This is a genomic window from Centipeda infelix ATCC 43532 (genome assembly GCF_000234095.1).
Taxonomy (GTDB): Bacteria; Bacillota; Negativicutes; order Selenomonadales; family Selenomonadaceae; genus Centipeda; species Centipeda infelix.
The window spans coordinates 239,274-254,187 of sequence record NZ_JH376800.1; the positions used below are offsets into that span (position 1 = coordinate 239,274).

Consider the following 14,914-nt stretch of genomic DNA (forward strand, 5'->3'; position numbering starts at 1 on the left):
CCATTCCGTATGGAATGGCGTTTTTTATGCTTACTGTGCCAGCGCATTGACCTTCTTGGCAAGACGCGACTTCTTGCGTGCTGCAGCGTTCTTGTGATAGACATTGTTTGCAGCCGCCTGATCGATGGACTTGTATGCCGCAACGAGGAGGGTTTTCGCCTCGTCTGCGTTGCCGGCAGCAACAGCGTCGTTGACGCTGCGAATGGCGCGGCGGACGCGCGTCTTCTCTGCAACATTGCGTGCACGGCGCTTGGCGTCAGACTTTACACTCAGAATGGATGCCTTGATGTTTGGCAAATGGTTCACCCCCTCAACGAAAAATGTACTGGGTCATTCTATCACACGACATTCTAAAATGCAAATTTTTTTTCGCGCTCGCCGACGGAGCGAAGGCTTGCGGCGTTAAGCAGGAGAATGAGTGCGGATGCTGCATGCCAGAGTGCGCCCGAGACGGGGGTGAGAATGCCTGCCGCAGCGAGCCCGATGCCGATGAATCCGAGCGTGTTGCCGAAGATCTCGTTCTGCTCGATCTTCCCGCGTGTACGGCGTGCCATGCGGATGAGCACGAGGAGCTTGTGCAGATCGTCGCTGAGGATGACCGCATCAGCGGTGGTAGTGCTGCTGCTCAGAGCGATGCGGATGCTGCTGCCGTGTGCCGCGCATTGGTGGAAATGGACCAGTGCGACAGGCGCGGAGGACGCGGATACACGCTCCATATCCGCATCGCTGCGAAGATCCGAGATGCCGGCAACTGCGCCAATGCGCGCTGCTGTCTCTGTGTCATCGTCCGCGCGAAGGGCAGGATGCAGTCCCATGCGGCGCAGGGTTGTGATCATGCGTGGAAAATCAGCGTTGAGATTGTCCGTACGGTTTAGAACGTTGCAGTCAAATACGATCGTTTCCGCACATCCGAGCGTTTTGAGAACATTGCTCGTACGGACGAGGATACTGCGGCGTGCAAGGCTGAGTTCGGCCCCCGCCGCGGCGGTTGATCCCGCGAGAAGACAGGCGCAGGGGCTGAACGCGATGACGGCGGTCACAGCGCGTACCATCTCACCCGTCCCCCAGTAGATGAGCACGGCAAAGCACAGAAGGGCAGCAATGCCCATCAGGATTTTTTGAGTTTCCGATGCTTCCAATCTCATGAGAAAGGCCTCCTTGGAACGACATGATTTTCAAAAGACGAACTTGTTTCAGTTTTGAACATATAGTACAATAGACGAAGAAAAAACGTAAGAAACAGTTCGACTTGAATGTCCGTTATTGGACAAAATAAGAAATATGTTCAAATCGATCGAATGGATGGAAGGAAAACGCGATGGAGCGACGCCGTAAAAAGACCAGACAGGCAATCCTTGCTGCATTTCAGGAACTCCTTGCACGCAAACGGTACGAGAATATCATTGTGCAGGACATCATCGAGGCAGCGGATGTCGGACGCAGCACGTTTTACACGCACTTCGAGACGAAGGATCTGTTGCTGCGTGCAATGTGCGAGGATATGTTTTCCCATGTGCTCGAGGATGTCACGGATGAGGGCAGTCACGATTTCTCTCGTGACCGCGACAACCCTGCGACGATCATCTCGCATATGCTCTACCATATGCAGGATCAGCAGAAAAATATTCGCAGCCTCCTGACCTGCGAGAGCCGTGACATCTTTCTCCGCTATTTTCGCGAGAAGCTGGGGGAGACACTGCGCGCACGCGGGGACGCGCTCCTGCGTGAGCACCGTTTGCCCGAGGACTTTCTCATCCATCACATCACGGGAAGCTTCATGCTGATGGTGGAGTGGTGGATGCAGGGCGGCTGCCGCCAGTCACCGAAGGAGATGACGGAGATGTATGCCGCACTTATCACCCCGATCTTTCGCAAGATGAACAATGCATGAATTTGAAAGGTTTTGAACATACGGCGCATTGTTTTCTGTAAATTTTTCTCTGTCAGCTTCTTGATTCGCAGGCAAACATAGAGTACAATAATGGTACAATAAATATAAAAAATGGGAAGTACAAAAGTCCTTTGTCCTTTTGGTGAGTTTGAAAAAAGACTGAAAACGACGCAGGAACTTGCAGGAAATTTGGCTTGTTTATCGAATTAACTAAGTATATTAAAGTAAATATCGGAGGGAAAACACGAAAGAATGAGTGCCACCTCATTGAACTCGGCAGGAATACGGCGAGGCGGATGGGTGTACGGCAAGCCCAACTGTTTTGCCATTGCATATATGTTGGGGATACCGCCAGGTATCCGTGAGGGGAGAAATACCTATGAGAAAAACAGAGTGCTTGGCAATGATCCTGGCAGGCGGACAAGGCAGCCGCCTTGGTGCGCTCACGAAGCGCGTCGCAAAGCCGGCGGTTCCGTTCGGGGGGAAATACCGCATCATTGACTTTCCTCTCAGCAACTGCGTGAACTCCGGCATCGAAAAGGTCGGTGTTCTGACGCAGTATCGTCCGTTGGAGCTGAACCAGTACCTCGGTTCGGGCAGCGCGTGGGATCTCGATAAGCGTGACGGGGGACTTTTCGTCCTGCCGCCCTATGCGCGTGAGAAGGGGGCGGAGTGGTATCGCGGTACGGCAGATGCGATCTACCAGAACCTCAACTTCGTCGATATGGCGGATCCCGACTATGTGCTCATCCTCTCGGGCGACCACATCTATACGATGGACTATGCGTGGATGCTTGAGTCGCATAAGAAAAACAAGGCACAGGCGACGATCGGGGTCTTTGAAGTGCCGTGGGACGAGGCGTCGCGCTTCGGCATTATGAATACGGACGAGAGCGGTCGTATTGTCGAGTTTGAGGAGAAACCGGCAAAGCCGAAGAGCAATCTTGCTTCAATGGGCATCTACATCTTCAATCGTGACTATCTCGCGGAATACCTTACTGCTGACGCAAAGAGCGAGACTTCGAGCCATGACTTTGGCAAGGACATCATTCCGAAGATGCTCGCCGATGAGGGGCGACTTTATTCCTATGCCTTTAACGGTTATTGGAAGGATGTCGGTACGATCGAGAGCCTGTGGCAGGCGAACATGGATCTTCTGCAGGATGAGCCGCCGTTCGAGCTCTCGGGCAAGTGGCGCATCTATTCGTTCAACCCGTCCATGCCGCCGCAGTTCGTCGGCATGGAGGCAAAGATCACGCGCTCGATGATCAGCGAAGGTACGATGATCCTTGGCACGGTTGAGAACTCCGTGATCTTCCCGGGCGTACGCGTCGGCAAGGGCGCGGTGGTACGCAACTCGGTTCTCCTTCCTTCAGCGGTCGTCAGTGACGGTGCTGTTGTGGACTATGCGATTCTCGCGCAGCGTGCTGTGATTGAGGAGGGGGCTCAGGTCGTCGGCGAGCAGACGCAGATTACGGTCATCCCCGAAGGAGAGACGGTGACAGCGGCTTCGAGCGAGAAGTGCGTCGGCTGATCCGAAGAGAATGGAGTGAACTACAATGAACAGCGTGATGGGCCTCATCAATCTGCAGGAGGATAGCAGTCTCATTCGTGAGCTTGCAGATCGGCGTGCCGTTGAATCCATTCCCTTCGCCGGACGCTATCGCCTGATTGATTTTTCTCTCTCGAGCATGGTCAACTCCGGTGTTCACAAGGTGGGCATCATGCTTCCCGACGAGCCGCGTTCGGTGCTCGACCATCTGCGCTCGGGCAAGGATTGGGATCTGGCACGCCGCCATGACGGCCTCTTCTACCTGCCGGCAGCGCACGATGATGCGCAGCGCCGCAAGGGCGACCTCAAGAATTTCTATTATAATCTTGACTTCATCGAACATGCGTCTTCGCGTTATATTCTGCTTGCGAACGGCAGCTTTGTCTACAACATCGACTTCAACAAGGTGCTCCGCTTCCATCAGAATACGGGCGCGGATATTACGCTCGTCTCGCATACGACGGAGGACGAGAACACAGGCAACAACATTGTGCTCGATACAGCGGAGAATGGCCTCGTTCTCGACATCGCAGAGAAACCGGTCGCGTATCAGGGCATGAAAGTCTCCATGGGCATCTATCTCATGGATAGGCGCGCATTCGTTGAGATTGTTCGCTATGCCTATGAGCGCGGCGGCATGGATTTCATGCTTGACGGGATCATCCGACGCTTCGGTGACTACACGATGTTCGCGTACGCGCACGACGGCTACATGGCTCACGTGGACTCCATGTCGACCTACTACCGGGCGAATATGGAGATCCTCGATCCCAAGGTCTGGCAGGGGCTCTTCATGGGGGAGCGTCCCATCTACACGAAGATCAAGGACGGCGTACCCGTGCAGTACAAGGAGACAGCGAAGGCCACGAACTCCCTCATTGCAAACGGCTGCATCGTGCGCGGTGAGGTAGAGAACAGCATCCTGTTCCGTGGCGTCAAAGTGGGCAAGGGTGTGAAGATCCGCAATTCGATCATCATGCAGAAATGCGATATTCAGGATGGCGCGCTTGTCGAAAATGTTATTTGCGACAAGAATGTCACCATCACGGCGGAGAAATGGCTGAAGGGAGCTGCAGAGTATCCGCTTGTGATCAAGAAGAATATCACAATCTAAAGAAATCTGTTTATTTGCCGTTAGCGGTTCCTTCTCCGCTCCGATTCTCGGAGCGGGAGGGACTATAACGGCTTCTTGTTTCTGATACTTCTTACGGGGATTTCTGCCGTGTGTAGGAAAAGAAGGTCGGGGGGAGACAAGAGAAGTTTGGAAAAGGAGTGGACGATTTGGCACAGAAGGATCAGGTCAACCGACCGACAGGGAAAGCTCTCGAGACGATGAAAAAGATCCTCAAGAGCCGTTTTATCACGACCGCGCATGTGATGTTTGGACGCGAGGTAGAGGAACTGACAGAGGTTGAGATCTACAAGACAATCGCAGCAACCGCCAAGCAGTCCATCTCGGATAACTGGATCAAGACGAACAAGCAGTATGCCGAGCGCAAGGAGAAGCAGATCTACTACTTCTCCATTGAGTTCCTGCTCGGCAGGCTCTTAAAGTCCAACCTCATCAATCTCGGCATCGAGGAGGCTCTGAAGGAGGTCCTAGGAGATTTCAAGCTGAACCTCTCGGATGCCTACGAGGTAGAGCCGGACGCGGGCCTCGGCAACGGCGGCCTCGGCCGTCTCGCCGCCTGTTTCATCGACTCACTCGCAGCGCATCGTTATCCGGGGCACGGCTGCACGATTCGATACCAGTACGGGCTCTTTGAGCAGAAGATTGTCGGCGGCAACCAGGTTGAGATTCCCGATAACTGGCTCCGCGACGGCTTTGCATGGGAGTACCGCAAACCCGATAAGTCCGTCGATGTCAAGTTCGGCGGCAACGCCTATATGCGTGACATGGGGAATGGCAAGCTCGAGCTTGTCCATGAGGATCCGATGATCGTCATGGCGGTACCGTACGATATGCCGATTGTCGGCTATCACAACGCGACGGTGAATACGCTGCGTATGTGGAATGCCGAGGTCAACCGTGACTTCTCCGACTACGGTATGTTGACGCAGGAGCAGATTCAGCAGCGGAATGATTACCGCAGCTTTGTCGAGTCTATTACGCGTTACCTCTATCCGGATGACAGCACATTCGAGGGACGGCGTATGCGCCTCATCCAGGAGTACTTCTTCGTCTCGGCAGGGGTGCAGAGCATTGTCCGTCACTACAAGAAGACGGGCATGAGCATCTACGATTTCGGCAAGAAGATCGGCATCCACATCAACGATACCCATCCCGCGCTCTGTGTCGCGGAGCTCATGCGTATCTTTGTCGATGAGGAGGCACTGACGTGGGAGGACGCGTGGGCGATCACGCGCGATACGATTGCGTATACGAACCATACGATCATGCCTGAGGCACTTGAGACATGGAGCATTGATATGTTCCGTCCGCTGCTCCCGCGCATCTACATGATCATTGACGAGATCAACCGCCGTCACCTTGAGGAGGTGCGCCGCCGCTATCCAAACAATGAGGACAAGGTGCGTGCGCTTTCCATCATTCAGGACGACGTGATTCACATGGCGCGTCTTTCCATCATCGGCGGACACAGCGTCAACGGTGTGGCGAAGATCCATACGGGTATTTTGAAATCCACGACACTCAAGGATTTCTATGACTATACGCCGCGCAAGTTCAACAATAAGACCAACGGCATCACGCACCGCCGCTGGCTGATGGGGGCAAACCCCGAGCTCGCGGTTCTGATTGACGATGCGCTCGGCAGTCATTCGTGGCATCGCCATCCGGAGAAGATGGATGGACTGTATGACCGTGTCGATGACAGAAACTTCCTTGAGCAGCTTATGAAGATCAAGCACTTGCGCCGCGAGGGGCTTGCCCGTTATATCGAGCGGCACAACGGGGTGAAGCTCGACCCGGATTCGATGTTCGACATTCAGGTTAAGCGCATTCACTCGTACAAACGGCAGCTGATGAACATTCTGCACATCATGTACCGCTACCAGCGTGCTCTCAGCGAGCCGGGGTTCCTAACGCAGCCTGTGACCTACTTCTTTGGCGGCAAGGCTGCACCGGGCTACTACATAGCGAAGGAGACGATTCGCCTCATCAACGTGGTTGCGGATCGGATCAACAAGGACAAACACGTCAATGACTTCATGAAGGTCATCTTCATCGAGAATTTCGGTGTTTCCATCGGCGAACTGGTCTATCCCGCAGCGGATGTCAGCGAGCAGATCTCGACCGCATCGAAGGAAGCCTCGGGTACGGGCAATATGAAGTTCATGATGAACGGTGCGATCACGCTCGGCACGCTTGACGGTGCAAATGTCGAGATCCGTGATGCGGTCGGCAATGAGCACTGTGTCATCTTCGGGCTCAAAGCCGAGGAGGTCATGAACTACTATGCGACGGGGGCGTACTCTGCGTGGGATGAATACAACACGAATGAGAAGGTACGCACGGTGATGAACCAGCTCGTCGACGGCACTTACGGAGATTTCCGTTCGCTGTATGACTATTTGCTGCACGCGAACGATGAATTCTTTATCTTAAAGGACTTCAATGCGTACGACAACGCACGCATCGAGGTCATGCGGCGGTTCAAGGACAAGGAAGGCTGGGCGCGCACGGCGGCAATGAACGTCGCGCACTCCGGCGGGTTCTCGTCCGACCGCACGATCGACGAGTATGCACGGGAGATCTGGAACATCCATCCCGTTATTATCTCGTAGGTATACGAGCGGAGTACGGTATATATCCGCACTCCTTACGAGGAAAACACAGGAGGGGTTCGTATGAAAACATCCGCGCTCAGTGAGTTTGATCTGTACCTCTTTCATCAGGGAACGAATTATCATGCCCAGGAGATGCTCGGTGCGCATTTTGTGGAGCAGGGCGGCAAAAAGGGCGTCCGCTTTACGGTGTGGGCACCAAATGCAAAGGCGGTCAGTGTTGTCGGCGAGTTCAATGATTGGAACGTCTTCATTCATCCGATGAACCGCATCGATGACGGCGAGATCTGGGAGGTATTCGTCGAGGGGCTCGGCGAGGGTGAAATCTACAAGTATGCCATCGAGCCGCAGTGGGGCGGTCCGCGCATCATGAAGGCAGACCCCTATGGATTCTATGCTGAGAAGAAACCGCAGACAGCGTCCCGTACCTACGACATGAACCACTACGAGTGGCAGGATGCGGCGTGGCAGAAGCGCAAGGAGGAGGAGTCCTCCTATGAGCGTCCCATGCTGATCTACGAGGTGCATGCGGGCTCTTGGCGGCGCACGCTTGAGGGCGACTACCTCTCTTACCGTGAGCTGGCGGATCAGCTTATCAGCTACGTCAAGGACATGAACTATACCCACATTGAGTTCATGCCGCTCTGCGAGCACCCCTATGATGGGTCGTGGGGCTATCAGGCAACGGGGTACTTCGCCGTGACGAGCCGCTACGGCACGCCTGATGATTTCCGTTATCTGGTCGATACGGCGCACCAGAACGGCATCGGCATCATCATGGACTGGGTGCCCGGGCACTTCTGCAAGGACGAGCAGGGGCTGCGTCATTTCGACGGCAAGAACCTCTATGAATCCGACAATGAGATGCGTGCGGAGAACTGGGAGTGGGGCACCACGAACTTTGACTACGGGCGCACAGAGGTGCAGAGTTTCCTCATCTCGAATGCGCTGTTCTGGTTCGAGGAGTTCCACATCGACGGCCTGCGCATCGATGCCGTTGCAAATATGCTCTACCTCAACTACGGGCGCAAGGACGGCGAGTGGCAGCCGAACAAATACGGCGACACAGGCAATCTTGAGGCGATGGACTTTCTGAAGAAGCTCAATGAGACAATCTTCAAGTACCATCCACAGGCGCTGATGATCGCGGAGGAGTCGACCTCATGGCCGCTCATCTCAAAGCCTGTCTACATGGGCGGCATGGGCTTCAACTACAAGTGGAACATGGGCTGGATGAACGATATGCTCTCCTACATGAGCCTTGACCCGATCTACCGCAAGTGGAATCAGGACAAGATCACGTTCTCCCTCATGTATGCGTTCTCCGAGAACTTCGTCCTGCCGCTCTCACACGACGAAGTCGTGCATGGGAAATGCTCGCTCATCAGCAAGATGCCGGGCGACTACTGGCAGAAGTTCGCGGGGCTGCGCGGATTCTTCGGCTACTGGATGGCGCATCCGGGCAAGAAGCTGCTCTTCATGGGCGGTGAGTTCGGACACTTCATTGAGTGGAACTTTGACGACAGCATGGACTGGCATCTCGTCGAGCAGTACCCGATGCATACGAAGATGCTCGCGTACTCGAAGGCACTCAATAAGTTCTACGTCGATAACAAGCCCTTCTGGGAGGTTGATTTCGACTGGAACGGCTTCCAGTGGATTGACTGCAACGACAGCGAGAACAGCATTATCGCACTCGTCCGTCGCGCCGAGGATCGCAGTGACTTCATCGTCTGCGTCCACAACTTTACCCCCGAGGTGCGACACGGCTATCGCATCGGCGTGCCGACGAAGGGGACGTATGTCGAGGTCTTCAACTCCGACGAGGAATGCTACGGCGGCAGCGGCGTCCTCAATGCAGGTGATATTGTGAGCGAGGACTACGCATTCCACGGACGTGAGCAGTCCATCGTCATCACCGTACCGCCTCTGGCGACCACATTCTACCGTTTGAAGCAGCAGAGCGGTGCGGGAACGCCCGACCATAAAGTGGCTGAGGCAGTCGATGCCGTTGCAAAAAAAAAATCGGTAACTTCTAAGGCAAAGGCGGCAGCGGCAAAGAAGGCGGATGCAGCTCCGGCTACGGAGAAAACCACCCCGAAGAAGCGCACGGCATCAGCAAAGACCTCCGCTGAGAAAGAGACGAAAAAAGCTGCGCCGAAGAAATCAACGCGTACGAGCACCGCGAAGAAAGCTGAGACGGGGGGAAAGTCCGTAAAGAAGGCGGCGTCCAAGAAACCGCCGGCAAAGACTGTGGCAGAGAAAAAGGCATCACCCGCAAAGGATGCGACGAAATCCTCGAAGTCCCTGGAAACGTCCGCCGCCAAGACGAAAACAGCATCCATGACAGCGACGAAAAAGAAGCCTGTGCGCAAGGCTGCGGCAGAGGTTGAGGAAAAACCAAAGAAAACGCGTGCGGCAAAGTCATAAGACAAAGAACTCTCTGCACGCATTGAACAGGAGAATGACGAAAGCTGCGAAATACAGTATGAAAAACTCGCAGGGCGGATGGTTACGGCATCCTTTCGCGAGATAAAGGAGGATATTGGGATGAAGGTACTTTATGTAGCATCAGAGGCAGTTCCCTTTGTCAAGACCGGCGGTCTTGCGGATGTGGCAGGGTCGCTCCCCGCTGCACTCGTCAAGGATGGCGTGGATTGCCGCGTTATCCTACCGAAGTACGGCGCGATTTCTGAACAGATTCGGAACACGATGGAGCATATCTACGATGGGGTCCTGAATGTCGCATGGCGGGACAAGTTCGTCGGTATTGACAAGTATGTGCTGGACGGCGTGACCTACTATTTCGTGGATAATGAGGAGTATTTCAATCGCGAAGGCTTCTATGGATATCCCGACGATGCGGAGCGGTTCTCATTTTTCAGCCGCGCTGTACTCAATCTCCTGCCTGCGCTGGATTTCTGGCCGGACATCATCCACGCGAACGATTGGCACTCCGCGCTCGTCCCCGTGTTCCTAAAGCTCGAGCATCAGGCGGATGAACGCTATGCAGGGATCAAGACGATCTTCACCATTCACAACCTCAAATATCAGGGGGTATTCCCGAAGGATGTCATGACGGATGTGCTCGGGCTTGACTGGCAGTATTTCAACAACGGCGATTTTGAGTTCTTCGATGCGGTCAATTTCATGAAGGCGGGTATCATTTACGCCGACTACGTGTCGACCGTCAGTAAGACCTATGCCGAGGAAATCCAGTACGATTACTACGGCGAGCATCTTGAGGGGCTTCTGCGCAAGCGTCGTGAGGAGCTGTTTGGCATCGTCAACGGCATTGACTATGATGTCTACAACCCCGAGACGGACAAGAATCTCTATGTCAACTACAGTGTGAAGAAGGCGGTCGAGGGCAAGAGCGACAACAAGGTGTGTCTGCAGCGTGACCTTGGGCTGCCAGAGAATCGCCGCACGCCGATGATCGCGATGGTCACGCGCCTTGTGGCGAACAAGGGGCTTGATCTCGTGGTGCGTGTACTGGATGAGATCCTGCAGCATGAGAATGTTCAGTTCGTTCTGCTCGGTACGGGTGACCGCGGCTACGAAGACTGGTTTAAGGAACTTGCGTGGCGTTTCCCGAACAAGGCGTCGATCAACATTCGTTTCTCGAACGAACTTGCACAGCGCATCTATGCGGCATCGGACATCTTCCTCATGCCGTCCATGTTCGAGCCGTGCGGTCTCGGACAGCTCATCGCCATGCGCTATGGAACCATCCCCGTCGTGCGTGAGACGGGCGGGCTCAAGGATACTGTCGTCCAGTTCGATCGTTCGGACGTGGACAAGGGGAACGGATTCCTGTTCTACGAATACAATGCGCACGAGATGATGTATGCGATCAAGCGTGCACTCGCTGCATACGGAAATCTTCGCGAGTGGCGGCAGCTGGTATTCACGGCGATGCACAGTGACTTCAGCTGGAAGCGGTCGGCAAAGGAGTACGAGACCCTCTATGAACGCCTCCTGCACGAAAAATGAGTTGCTTTGCTGTGCATTGGGTGACCGCATTTAGGTCATATACGATGCAACTTTTATGAAACCGCTGGTGAATTCGTTCAAAATAAGAACATTTGATTCGCCAGTGGTTTCTGTGCGTTTAATTTTAGGAAGGGGGAGGATGTTATGCTGGAAGCTTATCAGGTGGAGCACAACTCGCAGAATATTTATTACCGCTCCATTGTTGGGGCAGCCGAAGCAGGGAGTCGGCTGCGTCTTGGCATCCGCATTCGTACCTACGAGACCATACAGCAGGTGCTCGTACGCCTGTGGCAGGATCAGACGGGGGAGCGTCTGATTCCACTTGAGACGAGGGACACGCAGGGAGAGCAAAAATTTTATACCGCGTGGTTCAACTTGCCGGACTATGGCTGTCTTGTCTGGTATTACTTTGTCATTACGACCGAGAGCGGCACCTATTTTTACGGAAACAATGCGGAAATGCTGGGCGGTGTTGGAGCACTCAGTATGGAGGCACCTTCATCCTATCAGATCACGATCTATAACAAGGGGGCGCATACGCCCGACTGGTTCAAGAATGCCGTCATGTACCAGATCTTTCCCGACCGTTTTGCACGCTCGGGCGATACGATTGTGAAGAAGAAGGGGGCGGTCATCCGCACGGACTGGACGGACGACCCAATGTATCTCAAGGATCCGGACACGAAGGAGATCATCGCCTATGACTTCTTCGGCGGGAATCTGCGCGGTGTGATGGAGAAGCTGGACTATCTGAAGGATCTCGGCATCTCCTGCATCTACTTCAACCCCGTCTTTGAGTCCGAGAGCAACCATCACTACGACACGGGAGACTATCACAAGATCGATCCCGTGCTCGGTGACATTGAGGACTTCCGCGCGCTCGTCACAGCGGCGGAGCAGCGTGGCATCCGCATCATCCTCGATGGCGTGTTCAGTCACACGGGCAGCAACAGCATCTACTTTAACCGTCAGCATCAGTATAGATCGATCGGCGCGTATCAGTCGAAGGAGTCCCCGTACTACTCGTGGTATCACTTTCGCAACTACCCGAACGAGTATGACTGCTGGTGGGATTTTGACACACTTCCAAACGTCAACGAGACCGATCCTGCCTATATGGATTTTGTCATCACGGGTAAGGACAGTGTACTCCATCACTGGATGAATGAGGGGATTGCGGGGTGGCGGCTTGATGTGATCGATGAACTCCCGCCGACGTTCTCCAAGACGTTCTTTGCCGAGCTCAAGAAGCGCGACCCCGATGCCGTCATGATCGGCGAGGTCTGGGAGGACGCGTCGAACAAGGTTGCGTACGGAACGCCACGCGAATACCTTTCGGGCAACGAGATGGACTCGGCGATGAACTATCCGCTGCGCACCATCATGTTCGACTTTCTCACGGGTGCGTCCGACGGACATCAGACCGCACGGCGGCTCGCAAGCCAGATCGAGAACTACCCGAAGGAAAACCTCTATGCAATGATGAACCTTATCGGCAGTCATGACGTGCAGCGTGCGATCACCGTGCTCGCGGGCGTTCCCTACTACGAGGGGATGCCCGCCATCGAGCAGTCGCGTGTGCGTATGACCGATGAGCAGTTCGATCTCGGTATGCGCCGCCTCCTCATGGCGACGCTCTGGCAGATGACCTACCCCGGCGTGCCGAGCGTCTACTACGGCGACGAGATTGGAATGCAGGGCTTCAAAGACCCGTTCAACCGCCGTCCCTACGATTGGGAACATGGCAACAAGGAGATTCGCAGCTGGTTCGAGCGGTTCATCGCCATCCGCAACGAGAACGATGCACTCCGCACGGGTGAAATTCTGCCGCTCTATGGCGCGGGTGATGTCATTGCATACGCGCGCACGATCCGTTCGGGCTACGATGTGTTCAATCAGGAGAAGGAGGACGGCGTATTTATTGCCGCATTCAACCGCAACCTGACGGAGACGCTGACGATCGAGATCGATGTGAGCGACTTTGCCTGTGGCACCTTCGAGGACGCATTCAAGCCCTCGCGCACCTATGAGGTGGAGCGCGGGCGGCTGCGCATCAAGATCCCGCCGCTCTTTGGGCTGCTCCTGCGCGAGCGCAAAGAACCGCGCCGCTACGAGCGCAAGGCAGGCGTACTCCTACATCCGACCTCCCTGCCGTCGAAATACGGCGTGGGCGACTTCGGTAAGGAGGCGTACCGTTTCCTTGACTTCCTCGCAGAGGCGGGGCAGAAGGTTTGGCAGGTTCTGCCGCTCAGCCCGGTCGGATACGGATACTCACCCTATCAGTCCATCTCCGCATTTGCGGGCAACATTATGATGATCGACCTCGAGGAGCTTGCCGCGCGCGGTTGGCTGACGGAGAAGGATCTCTTTTTGCCATATGAGGCGAACACGGCGTTCATCGACTTCGAGCGTGTCAAGCAGTTCAAGAAGGATGTGCTCGAGAAGGCATTCCGTGCGTTCCGCAAGACGAGTGCGAAGGACAAGGACTACAAGGAATTCTGTGAGAAAGAGGCGTACTGGCTCGACGACTACGCTCTCTTTCATGCGGGCAAGAAGGCGTATGCACGTACGGCGTGGACGGACTGGCCCGATCCGGTCAAATACCGTGCCCCCGATGCACTCAGGGAGCTTGCCGCACAGCAGGCCGATGAAATCGAACTCGACCGTTTCAAGCAGTACATCTTCCATCTTCAGTGGAATCGTCTGCATGACTATGCGCGGAAAAAGGGCATTGAAATCCTTGGCGATATGCCGATCTTCGTCGCACAGGACAGCGCGGATGCGTGGGCACATCAGCACCTCTTTGACCTCAATGAGGACGGTACACCGCGCACGGTCGCAGGTGTACCGCCCGACTACTTTGCTGCGAATGGGCAGCTCTGGGGCAATCCGCAGTACAACTGGGATGCGATGAAGGCGGAGAACTACGCGTGGTGGAAACGCCGTTTCCGCAAGCTGCATGAGCAGGTGGACATCCTGCGCATCGATCATTTCCGTGCCTTTGAGGCGTACTGGTCGATCGACGGCAAGGCGGAGACGGCGATCAACGGGCGTTGGCTCAAGGGACCCGGAAAGCCGTTCTTCGATGAGATCGAGCGTGAACTCGGGGAGCTCGACATTGTCGCTGAGGATCTCGGCATCATCACCAGTGAGGTTGAACGTCTGCGCGACGACTGCGGCTTCCCCGGCATGAAGATCGTACACTTCATGCTTGAGCCAAATGAGTCGGGACGCGTCGGCTTCGTCACCCCCGAGAACAGCATTGTCTATACGGGGACGCACGACAACAACACTACCGTCGGCTGGTACACACGCGACATCGACGAGGTGCTGCGCGAGACTCTGGCGAACATGACGGGCACGACCTCGGATCGCCCGAAGACCATCTGCAAACGCCTCATCAAGGCGGCGTACGCATCGCACGCACGCATGGCGATCATCCCCATGCAGGATCTCCTCGCACTCGACGAACGCGCCCGCATGAATACGCCGGGGACGGTTGGTATCAACTGGCGGTGGAGCCTCAAGAAGGACTACCTCCTTGAACTCGACCCGAAGAAACTCAAGGCGCTCTGCGTGCGATACCATCGGTGAGAAATTCTGCAGGCAAGATCATCCCTCCGCATCTCGACGCGCGGAGGGATTCTTCATGGAATGAACGGCTGAGATTCTTTCTTTTTTTCGCATTTTATGGTATGCTGAAATAGATTCTTTGTAGGGAGGAAGTA

At 55.0% G+C, this 14,914-nt stretch carries 9 protein-coding genes; 7 read left to right on the forward strand and 2 right to left on the reverse strand.

The annotated features are described in order from the left end of the window. Positions 1-30: 30 nt before the first annotated feature. Positions 31-297: a 30S ribosomal protein S20 gene (gene rpsT, locus HMPREF9334_RS09965; RefSeq protein ID WP_006693343.1), complete on the reverse strand. Its 267-nt coding sequence runs from the start codon at positions 295-297 to the stop codon at positions 31-33. A gap of 53 nt (positions 298-350) precedes the next feature. Beyond that, a complete protein-coding gene (locus tag HMPREF9334_RS09970) occupies positions 351-1,145 on the reverse strand; it encodes a cation-translocating P-type ATPase (protein WP_006693344.1) in 795 nt (264 codons plus the stop codon). A gap of 173 nt (positions 1,146-1,318) precedes the next feature. Here HMPREF9334_RS09970 and HMPREF9334_RS09975 point away from each other — a divergent pair, with 173 nt between their 5' ends. From HMPREF9334_RS09975 to malQ, 7 genes are all read left to right on the forward strand, one after another. Next, entirely contained in the window at positions 1,319-1,891 is a 573-nt protein-coding gene (locus HMPREF9334_RS09975) for a TetR/AcrR family transcriptional regulator (RefSeq protein ID WP_006693345.1), read from the forward strand. Between the two features lie 379 nt (positions 1,892-2,270). Then, positions 2,271-3,425 carry a glucose-1-phosphate adenylyltransferase gene (locus tag HMPREF9334_RS09980; protein WP_006693346.1) on the forward strand — a complete coding sequence of 385 codons (1,155 nt, stop codon included), beginning with the start codon at positions 2,271-2,273 and terminating at the stop codon, positions 3,423-3,425. A gap of 25 nt (positions 3,426-3,450) precedes the next feature. Continuing rightward, positions 3,451-4,557, forward strand: a complete 1,107-nt coding sequence (glgD, locus tag HMPREF9334_RS09985; protein WP_006693347.1) for a glucose-1-phosphate adenylyltransferase subunit GlgD — start codon at positions 3,451-3,453, stop codon at positions 4,555-4,557. A gap of 167 nt (positions 4,558-4,724) precedes the next feature. Then, a complete protein-coding gene (locus tag HMPREF9334_RS09990) occupies positions 4,725-7,190 on the forward strand; it encodes a glycogen/starch/alpha-glucan phosphorylase (RefSeq protein WP_006693348.1) in 2,466 nt (821 codons plus the stop codon). A gap of 63 nt (positions 7,191-7,253) precedes the next feature. After that, entirely contained in the window at positions 7,254-9,620 is a 2,367-nt protein-coding gene (gene glgB, locus HMPREF9334_RS09995; RefSeq protein ID WP_006693349.1) for a 1,4-alpha-glucan branching protein GlgB, read from the forward strand. Positions 9,621-9,740: 120 nt separating this feature from the next. After that, positions 9,741-11,186 (forward strand): glycogen synthase GlgA, encoded by a 1,446-nt coding sequence (gene glgA, locus HMPREF9334_RS10000; RefSeq protein ID WP_039957523.1) that lies wholly within the window; start codon positions 9,741-9,743, stop codon positions 11,184-11,186. Between the two features lie 144 nt (positions 11,187-11,330). Then, the gene (gene malQ, locus HMPREF9334_RS10005) at positions 11,331-14,780 is read left to right on the forward strand and encodes a 4-alpha-glucanotransferase (protein ID WP_006693351.1); all 3,450 of its coding nucleotides are present in this window, start codon (positions 11,331-11,333) and stop codon (positions 14,778-14,780) included. Positions 14,781-14,914 lie beyond the last annotated feature (134 nt).